Origin of the sequence: Pedobacter sp. GSP4, from assembly GCF_051857575.1 — a bacterium.
GTDB lineage: Bacteria > Bacteroidota > Bacteroidia > Sphingobacteriales > Sphingobacteriaceae > Pedobacter.
Genome location: NZ_JBPZIR010000006.1, coordinates 144,304 through 164,749, shown reverse-complemented (window position 1 = coordinate 164,749; position 20,446 = coordinate 144,304). Strand labels below are relative to the sequence as shown.

Here is a 20,446-nt window from a genome sequence, read left to right as displayed (position 1 = left end):
ATTAATAGGTGAAATTATCTTCCTTCTGGGGACTTAAGGAATGGCAAATACAACTGCCCGTCCCGGTTTCCCTGAAGATCGTTCAATAACACAACATGGTGAGAAAAAGAAAGGTTTGATAAAATGCGATCCATAAAATTTCCATCCCCACAACCTACTGTGCTATAATTCCTACAAAAAACACACAAAAGTCTGACCTGCTTTAAGCCGCCGATCCTTATCTTTACTCCCTGATATGAACATCAACCAGCCACACCATGCCTTGCCCGCCTTCACAGATGACCTGCTTTTAAAAGCCCTCCAGACCTCGCAGGATGCCACCGCAATTTACATCACTGAAGACCTGCATATCCGCTTTGCCAATGATGCGATGCTAAAGATATGGGGCAAACCAAAAACTATCGTAGGCATGCGGCTGGAAGATGCGCTACCTGAGCTGGAAGGACAACCCTTTGGCGAACTGCTTCGACGCGTTTGGCGCACCGGGATAACCTATTCTGTATTTGATACCCCTGCAGACCTGGTCATTGATGGCGAACTGGGCACCTATTATTTTGATTTTGAATACCGCGCGCTCAAGGATGCGGACCAAAAAACCTGGTGCATCATCCACACCACCAAAGATGTTACCCAGCGCAGGGCGCAAATGCTAAGGCTGGAACAAAAGGAAGAAGAGGAACAGGCGCTGACCGAGGAAATGGCAGCTACGCTTGAAGAACTGCTATCCACCAATGAGGAGCTCAATAACTCGCTCACCCTGCTGGCCGACAGCCGCGAATATATCCGCACGCTGATCCAGCAGGCACCTGTAGGCATTTGCATGCTCGAAGGCCCGCAACATATCATCGCGATCGCGAATTCTGCCATCCTGAAAATCTGGGGCCGCACAAAAGCCGAGGTGATCGACAAGCCGCACCGCCTGGCACGTCCCGAGCTGGAAGGACAGCCGGTAAACGGCTGGCTGGATGCAGTTTTCTCTACCGGTAAGCCCCAGGTCAACAGCGAATTTAGGGTCATGCTTTATGCCGAGGGCAAACGTCGGGAAGCCTTTGTCAATTCGATCTATCAACCGATACGTTCTTCTATAGGTGAGATTACCGGTGTTCTGGTGATACTCGAGGAGATCACCGATCAGGTACGCGCACGCAAGGAGCATGAAAAAAACCAGCAGATGCTCAGCATGGCCATCGATGCCGGCGGCCTTGCAACCTTTTACTATGAAACGCAGACTAACCTCTTTTCGGGTAACGCCATGCTCAAATCATGGTTCGGACTGGGCAACGAAGAAAATCTCGATCTAGACATAGCTCTTTCGGCCATTGAGGAAGATGACCGCGGGCGCGTAGCAGCTGCCATTGCCCGCGCACTGGAAAAGGGGTCAGATGGCAACTATGGCATCGAGTACCGCATCCGTTCAATAAACGATATGCCTGCACGCACCATCCAGGCTACCGGAAAAGTATTTTATGACGTGCTAGGCATCGCCACCAGCCTGAACGGGACGCTTCGCGATGTGACCGAACAGAAAAAGGATGAGCAGCGCAAGGATGATTTTATCAGCATGGTCAGCCATGAGCTGAAAACCCCGCTAACTTCCCTTACCGCATATATCCAGCTATTGCAGCGCAAAGCCAAACTTTCCGGTGATACGCAACTACAGTCCACCCTGGACAAAGCGCTAAAGCAAATCCGGAGCATGGCCGCAATGATCAACGGCTTTTTAAATGTTTCCCGGCTCGATTCGGGAAAAATGGCCATCGATGCCGCTGCATTCAACCTGGATGAACTCTTCGGTGAACTTCAGGAAGAACTGCAGTCCACTATCCTCACTCACCACATCCATTTCGGCCCGGCAACTGGACTCAACCTGGTAGCTGACCGCAACAAAATTGCCCAGGTCATCCAAAACCTGGTCGGAAATGCGGCAAAATATTCTCCGATGGGTTCTAAAATTATGATAAACGCCGGCAAAGACCTAGATCAGGTTTCGGTAAGCGTATCTGACCAGGGCATGGGCATCTCGAAAGAAGACCAGCAATTTATCTTTGACCGCTACTATCGGGTAAAAAACCGGCAGATGGGGTCCATAGCGGGTTTTGGAATCGGCCTTTATCTCTGCAGGGAAATTATCGAACATCATCGGGGCAAGATCAGCCTTTTAAGCGAACCACAAAAGGGTACCATCTTCACCTTCAGCCTGCCGCTGGAAACTGATCGAAACCCTGCAAAGAAAAAAAAAATGTTCCAGGGTAAAATCACCATTAAGCAGTAGCCTTGCAGCTTATCTAAAGAGCTTCTGCCTGAACCCCTGTCCTAAAATTCTTCATCAACAGATGCCAAAGCAGCGTTGGTCTTTTAACTAAAGAGCCTTCCATATTTTAAAGGTCACTAATCTCTACCAGGGTCAAGGGGTAAACATATACTTCAGAATCATCATGCTTCCACATAAGTCCTTTAAATCTTGCATTAAAAATCTGCGCCATTAAAGGGGTTTGAAACGACTTTTCATTAAATACGATTATCGGACATATTCCAATTTTTTCATGATCTACACAAGGCATTTAAAAGCACCAAGCCAAACGAAGCACCTCAGATATTGAAATTGTGAGATAGTGTTTTAAAATCGTATGAGGGAAAATATAAGAGGGAAGATGGAGTTGATGTCACTGTTACTTTGACAGATAATGCATTGGTAATAAGGCTTTCTGGAATACCTAATTTACTGCCGCGAACTGAAGAAAACATTTTCTTAATGGATTTGGATGTGTCAGCATTTTTTACAAAAAATAATGACGGAACCGTCAACGCGGTTTCAATAAAAGATCTAGAGAACAATTATCAACTGCCTTAAGGTTGTTGATTAAATCAATCACAGTTCCCTGGTTATTTGATTTCCGATAGTGAAAGAGACGTAAGCGATTTAAGTTTAAATAGCGGATAAAGCACACATTTGTGGGTATTCGGCTAAGAGGTTCTTACCCCTCCCCTTGTAGCACAGCCCTACAACATTCCACAACAGTCCCTCACCAAGAATTCACCGATGCCAAAAAAATCTTTTGGATTGACGGCATATTCAGTCAATGTAATGATGACCATGTAGCCAAGCCAAAAGATGAAATGGAAGAGTACAATCTTTTGTTGCCTCCACATCCCTATCTGTCCTCCCTGGATTCTCTTACATAATCAACCCAGTCGGCAATCCCCTTTGGTATTGTTTTATCCGGTGCGATCCCGATGTTATCGAGCGGGTAAGCCGGGAGTCTCAATGACCTTGCAGCAGGATATCCCAGGCTGTAAAACCCACAGGGCAATTTAGCCTTCACCACCTCGAGGTAATCGATAGCCCCTGAGGAGTTACTGCCATAAAGTTTCACCTTGGAACTCTGTCTGGCCTGCAAGATGAACAGCTCCGCTGCACTTGCCGTATTCCTGTTGACGATCAGGGAAACCTTTTTAGGGTACGGGTGAACCTGTGGCATCTTGATGGTATCTACCGGATAAAGGGTATAAAGCTGGTTGACATGGGCTTTTATGTCCTGAAGGTTTTTGGTAAACACATTTTTCAAGCTATCAGAAACGTTTGTCGGAATCTGGCTGTAATAGTCCCGGATATTTTCTTCGGTGGCGAGCACCTTTGCCCCCTCTGTTAATATCGGACCGGTGTAAATGTAGGGAATCAGTTTATCATAGATCAATACAGAACCACCATAATTATCCCTTAAATCTATGATCAGATGCTCATGTTTATCCAGTTCTACAGCGTTCGCCTTCAGCAGACTATCCATCACGCTTACGTAACTTAAAACAGCATAGGAAGGCATTTGGATCAAAGCCGTTTTTTCATCCAGAATGCTGAACCGCGGACGCGGAATACCAGCTACCGCACTCTCTTTGTTAGCGGGCACGATAACGTTACTTTTATACCATTTTGAGCTCACCGTTCGGTCACCCATGGTTAGGGTATCCTTCTGTTTACTAAATGAAAGCCGGTTTAGGGAATGGTCTACAGCCCTGAAATATTTCAACGAGTAGCCATCTTTATTTTTGGTGATCCTTAACTTTACCTGCCCGGGTATCCAGCGCGCTCCATCCGCCTGAAGGATAAACCCAACAAAGTCATTTCTGTCGTTTCCGTCCCTGACTATGCCGATCCGATAGGCTCCGGTATTGTCCTTCCAGACGCCTTCCAGACCGTCGATGGTGTTTTTATTCTGCATTAGATAATTGCTGAACAAGGAATCTGTCCATTGCGTTTTCTCCTCTTTTGCATAGTATTGCCTTACCAGCTCCCTTGTAGCATTTCCCTCACTGTAGCTGATATTCATGTGCTTATCCTGAAAAAAGGAAAGCCACTGCCTTAGGATGGGCAGGCACTGGTAGGGCCGGGCTGTGGCTGATTCCTTGAGTAGGCTATCGGTAAAAAAACGGAAGCGGGTTTTGTTAGAAGCATTAATTTTGTCGCTATAACCGGCATAGTTGTTTTTAACCCGTTCAATGACAAACTTAAAATTATCGCTGCAACCACAATCCTGGGCGCTAGCTGAAAAAAAAGAAATTAGTAAAATAACGGGAAGGAAATTCCTCAAGTGTACACGCATCATTATTCGCATCGGGCAATTAGTGTAAAGATGTTTTAAAGAATCACAGTTCCAGGGGCGGGTTTATCTTCCACGCATCCGGTCAGCGTAGATAACAGTGGGTTTTCGGATATAGCTCCATTTCCGCTCCTGATCATAGGCATCTCTTCCCTGCTAAAGCCACTAAACATTTTTTAAAATAAACGGTTTTTTTTTCATTTTTCCTGTTTTCATAGTAGTATAAATATTTTAATGGCAGTCTTAAATGTATCATTTCTTTATACCTCTTCCAAATTTAATTTACCAAACAGCCTTCTAAGATGACAAAACCAACCTATTAAATCCTTCCAGCGATACTGCACCGAATTCAGTAGCAATAAAACCTGGTCCCAATACGATCACATTGATATGAAATTGCTTTATTTCAAGTCGCAGGCAATCACTCAGCCCCCCCACGGCATGTTTGCTGGCATGGAACCAGGCCCCCATTGGAAAATACATTTACCCAACCATCGAAGCGCTATTTGTTATAGTCCCCGATTTAGCCACGCTCACCGGAACTAGACAGACTGTACAGTGATCATTGAACATAACCAGCTCCAAAATGCCTTAATTCCTACCAATGTTCATTTTTAACTGGATCATTTGTACTTTTCAAATACAAAGTTTCTTTAATTTGCATCATGATTGATCAACAGGTGAATGGCATTCCGGGATTAAATATCGATGATCTGCAATTGACTGGGTTTAAAGTGCACAAACTCGGCCCATCCAACGAACTGCCCGAGCGGAATGGAAGACGTGACTTTTACAAAATGGGGATTTTAAATGGAGAGATTAGCGTAGATTACGCTGGGGCTTTGCATGAGGTAAGGGGAACAGTTCTTTTTTTTGTCAATCCCAAAGAACCCCGCTCGATTGTGCGCCGTATCAACCGGATCTCCGGGTATGCCTGCGTTTTCACCGATGCTTTCTTAACTACCCGTGATTTGCAGGATTCACCGCTTTTTAGGCTTGGCGATAATCCGATGATACCCTTGGATTCCGATCAGGCTGCTTTTATGACAGGTATCTTTTTTAAAATGGCCGCGGTCTACGAAGGTGAATATCCCTATAAGTCATCCCTGATACGCAATTGTATCTCGCTAATTATCCATGAGGCTTTACGTATACAGCCCCCTAGAGAGAGCACTTCTTTTAAAAATGGGGTAAGCCGTATTAGCCATATGTTTATGGAATTACTGGAAAAGCAGTTCCCCATTGAAAACAGACAGGAGGCGCTGGCTATGCGAACAGCCCAGGACTACGCAACTGCACTTTCAGTTCACGTGAATTATTTGAACCGGGCAGTAAAGATGACGACTGGTAAACCTACATCTGCCCATATTTCAAACCGCATAACCGCAGAGGCAAAAGCAATGTTACAGCATTCAGAATGGAGCGTTGCCGAAATAGCCTATGCTCTCGGTTTCGAATACCCCGCGTATTTCAATAATTATTTTAAGCGTGTAACGGGCACGAGTCCGAATAAATTCCGTAAGGTTTGAATTTCATAGTTTTTGGTTTGAATTTGATTGGCGATCCTCCTCTTTAATGGAGGAACTTTGTGTAACAATTTTTAATCAAGACATATGAAAATTTTAGTTACAGGAGCTACTGGAAAAGTGGGCAGCAGACTTGTCCCGCGTCTTTTAGCAAAAGGATATGATGTCGCCGTTCTAGTAAGGGAGGCTTCGAAAGCCTCAGATTTGGCAAAACTAGGCGCTGTTGTGGTCACGGGTGACCTTTACGATCCCCAAAGCCTGCCATCAGCGGTTGCTGGTGTCGATGCTGTTATTCACCTTGCGGCGCTGTTCCGAACCTTTACAGACAACGAAGGTATTCTCAAAACCAACCATGAAGGTACTTCCGCACTTGCCAAGGCTGCGATTGCTGCAGGAGTCAAAAAATTCATTTTTACGAGTACCAGTAATGTTTACGGTTCAGGCTACCGCAGGCCTGCTAAGGAAGATGAGCTGCTAGATACCAATGATCCCAGGGCTTATTCGGCTAGCAAGATTGCAGCAGAACAGGAACTGCTTGCATTGAATAGTGACAAAAATTTCGACGTAAGGATACTCCGCCTGGGCTTTGTTTACGGAGACAGAGACACACACATTGAAGAAATCATTCCAGTACTGAAAAGATTCAATAAGCATTCGGGTTCACGGATGCACATGGTCCATCACCTAGATGTTGCCCAAGCATTACTTTTGATGTTGAAAACGCCGGGACTCAGTGGTCAGGTATTCAATGTTGGTGATGATGCGCCTATTACAATGTATGAGCTCGCAGATTCACTTGGGAAGGCCAAGGATACTTTTGAAGTTGAAGAAGGGCCGTTAAATGACCCGTTCGAGGGTATCCAGGATATTGCAAAACTCCGTGAATTAACCGGTTTCCGTCCTTTGGTGCCAAGCTTCTACCTTGCACAGCAACTTGACATCCTTTAACCCCGGTGAAGAAAGTTTACCAGTTCAGCTTCCTTCTAAATCAGCTTTGATTTAAACTTTCATCGGCAAGATCTTTGCCGATGAAAGTTTTTTTTGCTCATAAAGTAATATTTCTGCTTTTAAGCCTAAGCTCGCCAGTGCTAATCCCCAATGAAAAAACATTTTCATCATAAACCTACCCGACAAACTGCTCTTATTTCTGCAGTGACTCACCCAAACTTCCTGAAAAGATAAATATCCCACCAACTTCAATTTTATCTCCGAAAAGTCCCTATAAGTATAAGCCTATTCCTTTGCGTGCAACCAATAGAGGATATTGCTTTCAGATAACATGGAAAAATAAATTTTATGGAACATTTATACTAGGTAAAGACATGAATTTCACTGTACAGGGGGTATATACCGGGACCTTACAAATAATAGCCTTGGACAAGACAACTAAAGCAGTGATGGGGAAGTTTTCTTTCAAGGCGCTGGAAAACAGAAGCAAAGCCATTGCAGATATTTCTGAAGGGGAATTCAATCTGGTTTATCAGACCTATTAATCTATTAAAAGATTAACGGCTTACCTGTGATCCTAAATACACCTTTAGGATCTTACCTGTCTGGCTAGATGGGATACGACCAATTAAACCACGTTAACCTAAGCTATTCCAGGATGTTCTGACGATCATCATATCTTAAAGACAAACCGCGAGGGATAATTTATGATGCAGTTACGCTAAGCGAATAATGGCGGTGAAGCTATTATATTTTTTTAATAACTTAAGCCGAAATTCAACAATTATATATAGCTAATGAAATCGTTTTTTAGCCGTCTTTTTGGTGGTGGCTCAAGTGAGCCTGATGTTGATCCCGTGGTCAGTTATACTATGCTGGAGCCCATACAAGTTGCTCCGGATTTAATATTACCTATTGCTTTTGCGGAACATTTTGATAAAGTGAGGTCTTCGGCGCTCCTGACGGTAAAGATTAAGGCTATTCCCGCTGAAGATATCCATTTTAGAAACAGTAGTTTTGGGTCTTATCCTTGCCTGCCCAAAGGCTTTGATTATCCAAGAGATAAAAACGGGAACTTCATGTATCCCCTGGCGCAGATTAATTTCAGTGAGTTTCCTCCTTTAGAAAATTTTCCTAAATCTGGTTATCTGCAGTTTTATATTGCTGCTGATGATATGTATGGGATAAGTTTTGAAGAAAAAGTACCCAGCGACATTAAGGTGTTGTTCTTTGAGGAATCTGATCTCGCCTCTGCGAATGAAGATTTAAGTTTTTTGGATGAGGTATTAGGGTCTGGGCTTTCGCCGGTGGATGAACCTCACGCTTTAAGTTTTGAACTTAAAACCGAATATGATGGACTGGGGGATGTGAACGGCCTAAGTGAGGAAGACTTTAATCTCAATGGCATTTTGGCTGCGAATCCCAAAATCAAAAAGCAAATTGAGGATGCTGTTTATGAGAACTTCTCTCCCACCGGTCATAAGCTGGGTGGTTATGCTTACTTCACCCAATGGGATCCCAGGGATGCTAAAGTTCCGCAAAGCAATTATATATTGCTGTTCCAAATGGATTCAGATGATCATATTATATGGGGAGACCTCGGAGTTGCGAATTTCTTTATTGATCCTGTTGATTTAGCCAATAAGGATTTTTCAAGGGTCTTTTACCATTGGGATTGTCATTGATATATTCCATTGAAGTTGATCCTCGCCCTTAGTAAATTAAATGTATTTAAATCAAAACAATCTCTCATTAGATTGGTTAAGCAGTGTATATTTATTAATTATATTTGGTTATGCTAAAAAAGGCTACCGGTTTTTCGGTAGCCTTTTCTATTACATTCCATTCCTGAGCATTTTACGGGTCATTAACTTTTTTACTGATCTGTTTTCTACCTGTTAAATAGCTACGGTAAGCCGAACGCGCAAGGTCATCAAGGGCTTTGCTGTTATTATACTCCAAACAGCCGTTTATCAAAGCTTTCTTTCCCGAATAGTCCAATATTTCAGCGGGCTGAATCTGATTGCTGTATTCTTTTCCTAAATTATCCGCCTCTCTAATGTAAAACGTATCTCCCATCACTTCCATATTCATTGATTCGGAAATATCACTCTGTAATGTAGCAGTATTAGCGGGTTTCATGCAGGAGATAACTACCTGTTTTTTATAACTCTTCAGCCAATCTTGTTTTTGTTGACTCTTCTGAACCGAACAGGCAGTTAACACCGTGCAGAAAAGCATTGCAACAAAACAAAATCTTTTATCAATTCTTCTAAATTCAGTTCCCATCTGTTAATCCGTGCTGCTCGTTTTTCCCAGTTATGCGGTTGTTTTCCTTGTGTAGTAATAATACAGGCTAAGGCGAATTAATCCGTTTCCGGTGAATAACGATATGCGATTATCACCTCTTTCAAACCTAGAACGATCTATTTCATTTACCTGCTTGCCATTTAAAGAAAGATGATTTCTGCTTGAACCAAAGGAAAACGGTTATATTTTTTGTCAGGTGAGCAATTTTTCGCCCGGTGTAAACGGGCGTTCGTCGAGAACTTATAGCTGTTGGTATAATACGGCTAAAACCGCTGAAACGTTTCTTATCTCCTCACGTCTTATTATTAAAACATTCACAAATTATTATAAAACTATAAAACGAAAATATTATGAAAACTTTATTCTCAACCCTATCAAAATCTTTAATGGCAGCTGTTGTTTTAAGCGCTTCAATCTTTTCTACAAACGTTATGGCTACCGAAAAACAACCTGTTAAAATCTCTGCTCCTAAAAACTTAGATAAAGTAGTAGTAAGCGGAAATGTAGAAGTTACCTTAATCCAAAGCGGAACTGAAGGTATCAGCTATGCCGATGATAACAGCGGAAAAGTAAAAGTGATCCAGGATGGAACGGCTTTAAAAATTACTTCAGCAGATAACGAAGTGGCTAAAGTCACTGTTTATGTAAAAAGCATTTACCGCGTAATGGCATCAGATGATGCGGTTGTAAAAACAGACGGCAAATTAAATGTAACTAACCTTCAGGTGTTCTTAAGCGGAAATGCGGCAGCTAAAATCGACTCTAAAACTGAAAACCTGTACACGGTGATTTCAGACCGCGCAGATTTAAAATTAAGCGGAACTACTCAAAACCACAACCTGGTAATGGGAAGTACCCCTAAATTAAACTTAGATCGTTTTGCGGCAGGAAAAACAGAAATGACCACTCCAGCAGCTGCCATAAGAACTGCAGCGTTGGCTAAATAGGCGGATAAATTTTGATGATGGATAAACGATCTCACCTAAAGCATAGCCGGAAGAAACATCCGGCTTTTTTTATCTCTGATATTTCAAATTCCAATTCATTGGCGGCGAGTGTAATTTGCTGTTCTTATCGCCCTGTAAATTCCATTTTGCTGTCCGCTCTTGCACTTTTTAACGTCATCAATAGCGCTTCCTTGCTCGAAATCTAAGGCCTAAAATTTTAAGGCAAGTAGGCTATAAAAGACTCAACTGTCAAGCTTAAGGATGATGATCGGGTCTTTTAATATGAATTTTTGACATTTAAGAACTGATTTTTTTTCATTTTTTATAATTTTTTTTCAGTGGATTTGTTTTTTTTCGGCATTGGCATTTTCCTTGAAATACCGACCGGGAACCTATGCGTTCAAAAGTTTAATTAATTATAAGTTTTAATCAATAATTTATTTTAAGGAGACAAGACCTATGACACTGGTTAAATTTAATTCAGAGAACAAGAAGAAAAATGCTGTGCCAAGCTTTAACAATGTTTTTGATTCTATCTTAAATGACACCTTTTTTTCAGACCGCATGCTAACGCGCGTCCCTGCGGCAAATATCAGCGAAACTACCGATCACTTTCACATTGAACTTGCTGCTCCGGGATTAAACAAGGGGGATTTCAAGCTTAAGCTGGAAGGAGATATACTCTCGGTATCAGTGGAACAAGATAGCCGAAACAACCAGGCTGAACGCACTTATGCCAAACGCGAGTACAATTACAGCTCATTCCTGCGGGCTTTCACGCTACCTGATAGTGCTAATACCGAGCACATTCAAGCCAGGTACACCGACGGGGTGTTATGCATTGAAATTCCCAAACAACCACATACTGGCCATCTTCCCCCCCACCGCTCCGGGCGTAGCGACCAAGATAATATCCCCGGTAAACCATCCCCGCTTTAATCTCCAAAAGAGTGAAGACCAACAGTGCTAAACGGCCTACAATCCGTAACTTTGCCCCATGGCAGCAGCGATCTCTTCATTACAACCGGACGGCAATAACCTTAACAAAAACAACGGCACCAAAAACAATGGTCTAAAGATCTCCATCGATTCCATACCGCAACAGGCATGGGTAGCGGATAACTCGGGAAATATCATAGCAGTGAACCGGATGATCTGCCATGATTTTGGCCTGGACAGTGAGGATATTATCAGGTCTCGCTGGACAGCCTTCGTGCATCCCGATGACCTCGGGGCCAGTATCGCAAGCTGGCAGCGGGCGCTCGAGACCGGAAGTGATTACAGCACAGAATTCAGGCTGCTCTTCTCGGATGGCAGCTATCACTGGCACCTGGCTAAAGCCATTAGGATCCGCAACGAAGGGCGGGATGATTTCTGGATGGGCATTAACACCAACATCGACCTGCAGAAAAAAAACGAATCTATAAAGGACGAATTTATCTCTGTTGCCAGCCATGAGCTCAAAACCCCGATGACCACCATTAAGGGGTATAACCAACTGCTCATGCGCATGACGGGTGATCCCCTTCCGCTTTCACTGCTTGAGCGCTCGGCATCACAGCTCATCAGGCTAGAAAAGCTTATCGCTGATCTAATGGACGTAAGTAAGATCAATGCCGGAAAAATGGAACTCAACAGGGAAAACTTTGATTTTGCAGCCATGGCACGCGAAACCGTTGCCGGAATGCAACAGATCAGCCCCTCTCACTGCATTGAACTCAGAGGAGAGCTAAAAACCCTATATCATGGCGACCAGTTCCGCATTGAGCAGGTCCTGCAGAACTTTATCTCCAATGCCATCAAATACTCTCCGGGGGCGGAGCTGATCATCGTATCGATGGAAACCCAGCAGGAAAACATCATTGTCTCGGTAAGGGATTTCGGGATAGGCATCGCGCGGGAGCACCTCCACCGTCTTTTTGACCGCTATTACAGGGCAGATAACGCTGCTACCAGGTTTGACGGCCTAGGCATGGGCCTGTTCATCTCTGCAGATATCATCAAACGCCACGGCGGTAGCTTCTGGATAGAAAGTGAACCTAGGCAGGGTTCCACCTTTTTCTTCAAACTGCCCTTAAAACCCTACCGGCCGGCGGTACCATTACAGCGCAGCTCGAATTATTACCGGGATGCCTTCATCGAGATCTCCTGCCCGGAAGGAAGCGATATCATGTCCGTTGACTGGGTAGGCCATCAGGATATGCACTCGGTGAAACATGGGGGCAAACTGATGATTGAATACCTGGGCAGCAACCACTGCAGCAAAGTATTCAACGATAATAGAAAGGTGCTCGGCACCTGGTCGGAAGCCTCGGACTGGGCAGCGGAAACCTGGTTGCCGCAGATGGAACTTGCCGGCCTTAGGCAGTTTGCATGGGTATTTTCCCCCAGTGCCTTTAGCCAGCTTTCAGCGGTAAAAAGTACGGATAATAACAGCAAAAAGGCACGGATTGCCTTCTTTTCAGACGCGGATGAAGCGCGCGGATGGCTTTCATCGGACCAGTAAAAAAGGGTATCAATCCACTTAAAGCTTTTTAATAAGAGGAACTGAGGCTGTAGAATAACAGAAAGCGGCATTCCGGGCCTTTTAAGCTTTACGTGTTGTGGCAAGCAGCTACTTATTCCCCGTCGCAATGCCTTGGGATAGGACGTTTTTGAAGATGGCTAACAGCGCCCGGAGCACGTACCAAGCCATCATATCATAAGTAGAAGACCCAGTAAAACCGGGACTGGAAACAGCCTCAGCTACTTCTTCTGAGCATTTGGTGGACCATTGCAATAAGTTCATCCACATCAAAAGGTTTCGATATGAACTCATCCGCCCCGGCATCCTGAGCGATCGACTCACCGTCCTGGGCCGCGGACATGATGATAACCGGCAGTTTAGAAGTACTTATGTTTTCACGCAATCGCCTCAATATCTCATCGCCATTGATCACCGGCATCCATAAGTCCATTAACAATGCATCCGGAACCAAGTCAAGGATCAGCCCATAAACCTTTTTACTGTCCGTTTCTGTAATAATTTCAAAACCATTCCCTTCCAGGATAAGCTCGAGCATCTCAACGATATCCTGATCATCATCGCATATCAACAACTTTTTAACCATCTGCCTTCTCCTTTAATGGAAGTGTAAAGCTGAATGTAGCGCCCTTACTAGGCTCACTGTCAACCCAAAGTGTACCACCATGCTGCCTTACGATCTGGGCGGAAATATATAAACCGATTCCCATACCCGGAAAATGTTTTTGTACCGAAGACACCCTAAAAAAGCGGTCAAAGATACTTTTCTGATCTTCGATACTTATCCCCAGGCCGTAATCACGTACCGAAATTTTTGCATAATTGCTAACTTCTGACAGCGCCAGGGTTATTTTTGCAGAACCGGGTGCATATTTAATAGCATTGGAAACCAAATTATATAATACCTGTGAAATCTGCGATTCATCTATCATCACCGGCCTGGAAACCGCTCCCTCTATGCTCAGGTGATGGCCTGGATTGCTTTCCCGGAAATCTTCCACAACATCAGCGATCAGCACGCTTAGATCGACCTCCTCGCGAATAAGGGTAAGTTTTCCGGTTTGGATGCGGGACATTTCTAAAAGACTCGTCACGATCTTGTGTAGCCGGTCAACCTGTCCGGCCGATTTTTTAACCATTGTAAGTATTTTCGGATCTATATCGGGCGGTAACATCCTAAGCACCGATTGATTATAGCCTTTAATCGTTGTTAGCGGCGTGCGTAACTCATGACTCGATACAGCTAAAAAATCATCCTTTCTAATCTCTGCGGCACGTATCTCGGTAATATCCTCGATTGCAATCAGAATCCGGTCCTTAAAGTCCCCCTCAAGCTCGATGCGGTGGGCGTTAAGCAGCATCAGCTTTCTCCCGATATGGGGAAACTCATGATCCACCTCGAAATCCAATACAGGATTATTGGTAGGTAAAATCCGCTCTAAAAGTGTTTTAAGCTGCTCGATATTCCACTGTCCATTTCCCAGCTCGTAGAGTGAACGGCCAATAGTATCCCTTTTTTCAACTTTAAAAGTCTTAAAAAAGAAGTCGTTGGCAGAGATTACCCGGTAATCGGGATCCAGCACCAGCAGCCCCTGCCTTATCGTCTGGATGATACTATCCAGATACTCCTGGTTCTCCTTAAGCTCCCTAGTTCTCTCCTGGACTTTTTTTTCAACCATATTGCGTTCATGCAATAGGTTCTCTTCCGCATTTTTTCTTCTTGTCACATCATTCTGGACACCTATAAAATGTGTCACCTGCCCCTCTGGATTTTTGATCGGTGAGATATAAAGTTCGTTCCAGAACAATGTACCATCTTTCCTATAATTCCTAATTTCTACCGTTACCGGATCGCCGAGCCCTACTGCCTTCCTGATGGCCTCCCTGGCAGGCTGCTTACGCTCATTGCCTTGTAAAAACCTGCAGTTGCGCCCGATAACCTCGCCGCGTTCATATCCGCTTAACTTTTCAAAGGCTTTATTACAATAAATAATCGGGTTATCATACTGGCAGTTATCGGTAATAATTACGCCGGAAATCGACGAATCAAGAGCCGCTTTCAGCAGTTTTATATTTGCAGCATCATTTCCAAATAGCGGTAATTCCGTTGAATTTGACATAAACTTAAATTGTGGTTGAAAATATCCATTTAAAAACCGGCCTGTTATAATATTGTTTTCCCAAACTGTAATATTATTTCCCTTTTACTACCTGCCCAAACTTACCGGAAATCCCATTTCTTAAAGTTTTTTTTCATGTCCAAAGGATTGACCAAATTATCCAGGCTCGGACCTGCAGAGTAAAGGTTAAGATAATATTGCCTGTAAACCCCGTTCAGCTATTCAGGCCGGGCAACGATGGAGATGAACTTTAAACGGATCGGCCCACGTATCTGCACGGGATCAACAGGAACACCTTTTTGCGTAATCATTATCTTACCCTGCCTCTCAAGTTCGATAGCAGAAGCCACCACCTCGCCCATATGGGCGCGCCAGTCGTCTGGAAAGAGGAATCGCGCGATTTCCGAGGGACATATACTCTTACTCGCTCCGCGCTCCATGGCGAGCAATATAATTTTTTCTGCAATAGCTGAACCTTGTTCCACAAGGCTATAACAATGAAAGCGCCCAATTGCTTTTATCTGGGTAATATTTTAAACTTAAAACGAATCTGAGCGAAGCCTATTTTAGTGGGTACCAGGCCAGCTACTCCGGGATGAAAGCGGACCCCAAAATAAATATCCGCATATTTTAAGCGCAATACCCAAATCGAGATCTTTGGGAACCTTGTAGCTAATTAATTAGATTATAAGAAAAAACGGAAGGTGACCATGCGCTGATCACCTTCTTATCACTATCCGGCCATCAGGCCATCATTATAAAAAACAACTCAACATTACCGTTTATGAAATATAATGCGGTTTAAAAGTGAGCTCCAGCCAGAACCAGTAGGCAAACTTTTCGCTGGCATCCCTGGCTGAGCGCAAATTGGTAACCTCATAATTTGCAGGAATCTTAATTTCCATGTACTTCCATGCCCTTTGTTCATTTGGCATAGCCATCTCGCTCTCTGTGCCATCACTATAAACGAAGTTAATAGATTTTAACTCGGCAAGGCCATAACCTGGCTGCGAATGGTAAAACCGCAGTGCAACAAATTCTTTATCGGGATCAACTTTAACGGCTTTGGTTTTATTGCCCCCGATTTTACTTACCCTCTCCCCTTTATGGTTATCAAAATTCACCTGAAAACTATCCATGCTGTCCCCGAAATTATAAACGATTTCACTGATCTTTCCGCCCATCTGATTCTCGTTTGCAGGTTTCATCGGGCGTAATTCATTGTCATTGCCCGGAGAGAAGGGGCCTATGGTAATTTTATTGAAAGCAGGATCGATTACCGGCGGTGCGGACTCAAAACCCCTCATCAGGCGGTTGACGTAGAAAAAGGAAGCGTAAGACTGCGCAAAATCCGCCTTCCAGAAAGACATCCAGCCTTCCTTGATTTTGAGCAGTTCTGCTTTTTTATAATCCTTGCCATCAACAAAGCGGCGATTCTCTTTAAATGATCTTTTGGCAAAAATATCTTCCAGCGCGATATCTGTGTCTTTTATAAACTTACCCGTGGTAACGCTATTGTAAATAATCTGCGATTCACGCCATTTGATGAGCTCTGGAATCTGCTCGGTAAAAAATGACTGGTAGTTTTCTATCTGCCGCTGCAGGTCAATCTCCCAGGCATCATCAAACTCGCCATAAAGCGCTTCTCCGGAATCAACCCTTTCTTTAAGAATAGTCAGATGCACCAACGAGAAGGCAACTGTAAATGGGATCAGCTTGTGTTTGTTTTTGGATTTAATTAGCTTAAAATACATCTCATTGCACTTGCTGATCAGCGTATTGAGCTGCATAGCCTGCTCTAATTTGTTTTTCGCCACGACATAAGACACCATGTCGCTTTTGATCGCCATAAGCTCACTCCCATCACGGGTAATTTCAAACTCCAGGATAGCCAGGTCTACCATCCTCTCAACATTTTCACTGACCTGGGCCCAGATATCAGCTTTGGCTTCCTGCCAGAAACTTTTTATTACATAACTAATAGCGCCCCCAATATAAGGAGCCTTGGCTGCAAGCGCAATAACAACTGTTCTTGCTTTGGATTCCCAGCTTGCCTTCGGTGAAGGCGGCGGGAAGGGAAAAAAATCATTGCCGGATAACATCAGGCGTTCATAATCTGTGGGCGTAGGTTTTAGATTTGTGGACATAGCTATAAATTGTTAAAATTGGTATAACGGCAAAATGAAGAGTGCTCTAGGATAATTTATGTCAGATGAGATGAGCGTTACCTTAGAACTCTTAGATATTGAAATCCTAAAATATAAAAAAATCTAAGCAAACACGGACTTTTACTGGAAAACAGGATACCTTAAACCTTTTTTATTCCCTTCCAATCGCGGCAGGTTAAGATTTTTCCATCAAGCGGTTATTTATCCCTACCTTACAACAAAATCCAACCATAATGAAAATTGCAGTTTTCAGCACCTGCTCCTATGACCAGCAGTTCCTGGAGAGATACAATACCGGCCACGAGCTGATCTTCTTTAAACAGGCATTGGACTCTGATAACCTTAGCCTCACCAAAAACTGTGATGCCGTATGCCTTTTTGTAAATGACCAGGCCGACAGGCAGATCCTTTCTGCGCTTGAAAAAAATACGGTAAAATTAGTCCTTTTACGCTGCGCGGGATTCAATAACGTTGACCTTGAGGCGGCGGAAGAACTTGGCATCCGCATTCTCCGGGTTCCTTCCTACTCGCCCGAGGCCGTCGCCGAACATGCCATTGCGATGATCATGACCTTAAACCGTAAAACCCATAAAGCTTATAACAGGATCAAGGAAGGTAATTTCTCTCTGGATGGCTTGATGGGCTTTAATCTTCACGGCTCAAAAGTTGCGCTAATCGGAACAGGTAATATAGGCAAAGCTATGTACGGGATCCTGAAAGGCTTTGGCTGCCATATATCAGCCTATGACCCTTATCCCGACCCACAACTAGCGCATGAGGGTCTTCACTATGCCAGCCTGGAGGAAGTATTAGAAGATACGGATATCGTGACATTACATTCTCCCTTAACACAGCAGTCCTTTCATATGATAAACTAGCAGACCCTGAAGTATTTTAAAAAAGGGGCAATGCTGATCAATACCAGCAGGGGTGCACTGATCCATACCCCAGCCGTTATCGCCTCGCTTAAATCCGGGCAATTAGCTTCCCTAGGATTAGATGTATATGAACAGGAATCGGGACTTTTCTTTCGCAACCTATCCGATGATGTTATTCAGGATGACCTCATTGCCCGTCTAATATCATTCCCCAACGTACTCATCACCTCCCACCAGGGCTTTTTTACCAGAGATGCGATGCGGCAGATTGCTGAGACCACATTTTTAAATGCCGATGCATACGCTTCAGGGAAAGTGCTTAAAAATGAAGTTGAGGGCTAAAGCAGGATGACGAATCTATTTTCTCATACCTTAGACAGTCTCTTTTTTTTAGTTCATGGTAATCTTGGTCAAAACAGAGGCTGGCCATTTATCCAAATTGCAAGGCGACGTTTTCGCTAGCAGTCACCTTACCCTCAATACTATGGGAGATCTCATCGAGAGATTAATAAAGTAAAAGCAGCCTGCCGATCCCTCTGGCGATATCCGGACATGAAACGGGAAGACCTATATTTCCCCTGTAAATTGGCTAACACCTAGCAAATTCTATATGCATGGCAAAAAAAAGCCAGGCCCTGCACTCACCGAAAATGACCATCTGCTGGGATTTATCGGCATTGATCTCATCTGCAGGATCAGATAAGCTATTAAGAAAACTCCAGCCCGAACATACTGTTAGCAGCATAAATCCATTTTTAAGCTCTCGCCACTGAAAAAATTTCAGCAGCAAACTGAAAAAATTTCAGAAAAAATGAAAATTTTTCAGCATTCACCCCTAGATCTCTTCAGAAAGCCCATTGGCACAGCAGTTGATATCCTTAACGCGTGCCCCTAAAAGCTAGGGGTCTATGAGAAAATTAATTGATTTGTAGTCCATTTATTATTAAACCATTAAAAGGAGAAAAAACTATGACATTGGTTAAATTCAATCCGGAAAAAAAGAACAGTGCATTATTGCCAGGCTTTAACGACATTTTCGATTCGGTATTAGGCGACACCTTTTTCAGCGAGCGCCGCACCACCAATATTCCAGCAGCCAACATCTGGGAATCCGGCACTGCCTACCATATCGAGCTGGCCGCTCCGGGGCTGAAAAAGGAAGATTTTAAGGTATCCCTGGAAAGGGACATGCTGAAGATCTCCAGCGATCAGAAGAAGGAAAACAATATGGAGGGAAAAAGCTATAACCGCAGGGAATATAGCTATTCATCATTCACCCGGTCATTCAGCCTGCCCGAAACTGCAGATGCAGACCAAATACAGGCTAGTTATTCAGCCGGTGTACTCAGCCTCCAGATCCCCAAAAAGGAAGAGGCCAAGGCGGTCTCCAGAGAGATTGAAATACAATAATGCCAGGTGCCGCTCAACGCGGCACTTTTTTATGGATAGCCTTTCAAACTCAACTCTAACCAACTATAGCAATAAAAAAATGGATAAGCGCTTTACGGTAAACATCAGCCTAGAGGGGCCTGATGATAAAACAATTACCTATGGGAAGTTTTGCCTGGGAGCAGACAAAGAGCTAGCCCTGGGAATCTTCTCACAACTTTCAGGCAGTCCTGAAAAGCTTAGGGCATTTCCTATCAAGATAGCTTTTCTGGAGGAGCTTATGGGGCTGCCGGTGCCATGCGGTATACTGTATTGTTCACTAGATGAACTCAAAGAAAATATAGCCCTGATATCAAAGGAAATCTTCCGTACCGCCCATCTGGAAAACAAAGATATTGGCCCCCTGATCTAACATTTAAAAACCTTAAGGCACCCATGAGTGTCCGAGGTAAACGACAGCTAAAAAAGAAAATAAGCATCTGAATGGAGCGTAAAAAGATATTGATTATAGAGGACGACCTGGTTCTTTTGGAAATTCTTACTGAAATCTTAACCTCGAGCGGATATAACTGCCGGGGCTGCGATCAGAGCGAAACGGTACTCTCAGTGGCTGAAAGCTTCAGGCCCGATCTTTTTATTATTGATTATATGCTGCCCGAATGGAATGGCGGGGAACTTTGTGGCGCCATCAGGGGAATGGACGGCTTTGAACAAACCCCTATTGTGATCACCTCAGCCTATGCCAAGATTCTGCTTTCCCTTGACGATTACGGCTGCGATGCGATCCTGGAGAAACCCTTTGGTATAGATGAGCTGCTGGGGCTGGTAAGCTCCCTGCTTGGATCCGCCCGCAGTGACAGTGGCCTGCTTCCCCGGATCAAAAAGATAGTCAAAAACGTAATCCCTAAGATTTAAGGCCCTATCATGGCCGGCTATCTCCGCCGTTCCCATCAAGATAATGGGACTGGCGGAGATAGCTTTCAGGAGAAAATCCCATAAAATCTTTGCTAGCTTTAGCAGTGGTAGCTAGTCTTAGCAAGC

At 43.9% G+C, this 20,446-nt stretch carries 18 protein-coding genes and 2 pseudogenes; 13 read left to right on the top strand and 7 right to left on the bottom strand.

The window, feature by feature from the left end:
* Positions 1 to 235 precede the first annotated feature (235 nt).
* Together ACS5PU_RS16785 and ACS5PU_RS16780 are read left to right on the top strand one after the other, a co-directional pair.
* Positions 236 to 2,272, top strand: coding sequence for an ATP-binding protein (locus ACS5PU_RS16785; protein WP_439460309.1), 2,037 nt, complete (start codon positions 236 to 238; stop codon positions 2,270 to 2,272).
* Between the two features lie 357 nt (positions 2,273 to 2,629).
* Positions 2,630 to 2,851, top strand: a pseudogene (locus ACS5PU_RS16780) (DUF3471 domain-containing protein); the annotation flags it as partial.
* Between the two features lie 301 nt (positions 2,852 to 3,152).
* On the opposite strand, the gene ACS5PU_RS16775 reads toward ACS5PU_RS16780, so the two are convergent.
* The gene (locus tag ACS5PU_RS16775; protein ID WP_439460308.1) at positions 3,153 to 4,601 is read right to left on the bottom strand and encodes a S41 family peptidase; all 1,449 of its coding nucleotides are present in this window, start codon (positions 4,599 to 4,601) and stop codon (positions 3,153 to 3,155) included.
* Between the two features lie 291 nt (positions 4,602 to 4,892).
* Entirely contained in the window at positions 4,893 to 5,066 is a 174-nt protein-coding gene (locus ACS5PU_RS16770; RefSeq protein ID WP_439460307.1) for an SDR family NAD(P)-dependent oxidoreductase, read from the bottom strand.
* A 194-nt stretch (positions 5,067 to 5,260) separates the two neighbouring features.
* On the opposite strand from ACS5PU_RS16770, the gene ACS5PU_RS16765 reads away from it, so the two are divergent.
* From ACS5PU_RS16765 to ACS5PU_RS16750, 4 genes are all read left to right on the top strand, one after another.
* Complete coding sequence (locus tag ACS5PU_RS16765) at positions 5,261 to 6,124, top strand: helix-turn-helix domain-containing protein (RefSeq protein WP_439460306.1); 864 nt, start codon at positions 5,261 to 5,263, stop codon at positions 6,122 to 6,124.
* Between the two features lie 84 nt (positions 6,125 to 6,208).
* Positions 6,209 to 7,069 (top strand): NAD-dependent epimerase/dehydratase family protein, encoded by an 861-nt coding sequence (locus tag ACS5PU_RS16760; RefSeq protein ID WP_439460305.1) that lies wholly within the window; start codon positions 6,209 to 6,211, stop codon positions 7,067 to 7,069.
* A gap of 374 nt (positions 7,070 to 7,443) precedes the next feature.
* On the top strand, positions 7,444 to 7,614 hold the full coding sequence (locus tag ACS5PU_RS16755; RefSeq protein WP_439460304.1) for a hypothetical protein: 171 nt from the start codon (positions 7,444 to 7,446) through the stop codon (positions 7,612 to 7,614).
* A 252-nt stretch (positions 7,615 to 7,866) separates the two neighbouring features.
* A complete protein-coding gene (locus ACS5PU_RS16750) occupies positions 7,867 to 8,754 on the top strand; it encodes a YwqG family protein (protein ID WP_439460303.1) in 888 nt (295 codons plus the stop codon).
* Between the two features lie 172 nt (positions 8,755 to 8,926).
* On the opposite strand, the gene ACS5PU_RS16745 is transcribed toward ACS5PU_RS16750, so the two are convergent.
* Positions 8,927 to 9,358 carry a hypothetical protein gene (locus ACS5PU_RS16745; RefSeq protein ID WP_439460302.1) on the bottom strand — a complete coding sequence of 144 codons (432 nt, stop codon included), beginning with the start codon at positions 9,356 to 9,358 and terminating at the stop codon, positions 8,927 to 8,929.
* A 371-nt stretch (positions 9,359 to 9,729) separates the two neighbouring features.
* Here ACS5PU_RS16745 and ACS5PU_RS16740 point away from each other — a divergent pair, with 371 nt between their 5' ends.
* From ACS5PU_RS16740 to ACS5PU_RS16730, 3 genes are all read left to right on the top strand, one after another.
* Positions 9,730 to 10,326: a GIN domain-containing protein gene (locus ACS5PU_RS16740; protein WP_439460301.1), complete on the top strand. Its 597-nt coding sequence runs from the start codon at positions 9,730 to 9,732 to the stop codon at positions 10,324 to 10,326.
* 459 nt (positions 10,327 to 10,785) lie between these two features.
* Positions 10,786 to 11,265, top strand: a complete 480-nt coding sequence (locus ACS5PU_RS16735; RefSeq protein WP_439460300.1) for an Hsp20/alpha crystallin family protein — start codon at positions 10,786 to 10,788, stop codon at positions 11,263 to 11,265.
* Positions 11,266 to 11,323: 58 nt separating this feature from the next.
* Entirely contained in the window at positions 11,324 to 12,832 is a 1,509-nt protein-coding gene (locus ACS5PU_RS16730) for a sensor histidine kinase (RefSeq protein WP_439460299.1), read from the top strand.
* 235 nt (positions 12,833 to 13,067) lie between these two features.
* Here the strand turns inward: ACS5PU_RS16730 and ACS5PU_RS16725 are convergent, their stop codons facing one another.
* From ACS5PU_RS16725 to ACS5PU_RS16710, 4 genes are all read right to left on the bottom strand, one after another.
* A complete protein-coding gene (locus ACS5PU_RS16725; protein ID WP_439460298.1) occupies positions 13,068 to 13,436 on the bottom strand; it encodes a response regulator in 369 nt (122 codons plus the stop codon).
* Entirely contained in the window at positions 13,429 to 14,970 is a 1,542-nt protein-coding gene (locus tag ACS5PU_RS16720) for a PAS domain-containing sensor histidine kinase (protein WP_439460297.1), read from the bottom strand. Before ACS5PU_RS16720 ends, ACS5PU_RS16725 begins: the two co-directional genes overlap by 8 nt.
* A gap of 218 nt (positions 14,971 to 15,188) precedes the next feature.
* Entirely contained in the window at positions 15,189 to 15,455 is a 267-nt protein-coding gene (locus tag ACS5PU_RS16715; RefSeq protein WP_439460296.1) for a DUF3253 domain-containing protein, read from the bottom strand.
* 297 nt (positions 15,456 to 15,752) lie between these two features.
* Positions 15,753 to 17,117 (bottom strand): hypothetical protein, encoded by a 1,365-nt coding sequence (locus ACS5PU_RS16710; RefSeq protein WP_439460295.1) that lies wholly within the window; start codon positions 17,115 to 17,117, stop codon positions 15,753 to 15,755.
* 254 nt (positions 17,118 to 17,371) lie between these two features.
* Between ACS5PU_RS16710 and ACS5PU_RS16705 the strand changes: the two are divergent.
* The 4 genes and pseudogenes from ACS5PU_RS16705 to ACS5PU_RS16690 all read left to right on the top strand — a co-directional run bounded on the left by ACS5PU_RS16705 (position 17,372) and on the right by ACS5PU_RS16690 (position 20,320).
* A pseudogene (locus tag ACS5PU_RS16705) lies at positions 17,372 to 18,358 on the top strand (2-hydroxyacid dehydrogenase).
* Between the two features lie 627 nt (positions 18,359 to 18,985).
* A complete protein-coding gene (locus ACS5PU_RS16700) occupies positions 18,986 to 19,426 on the top strand; it encodes an Hsp20/alpha crystallin family protein (RefSeq protein WP_439460294.1) in 441 nt (146 codons plus the stop codon).
* Between the two features lie 79 nt (positions 19,427 to 19,505).
* Complete coding sequence (locus tag ACS5PU_RS16695; RefSeq protein WP_439460293.1) at positions 19,506 to 19,817, top strand: hypothetical protein; 312 nt, start codon at positions 19,506 to 19,508, stop codon at positions 19,815 to 19,817.
* 71 nt (positions 19,818 to 19,888) lie between these two features.
* Positions 19,889 to 20,320, top strand: a complete 432-nt coding sequence (locus tag ACS5PU_RS16690) for a response regulator (protein WP_439460292.1) — start codon at positions 19,889 to 19,891, stop codon at positions 20,318 to 20,320.
* The last annotated feature ends 126 nt before the right edge of the window (positions 20,321 to 20,446 follow it).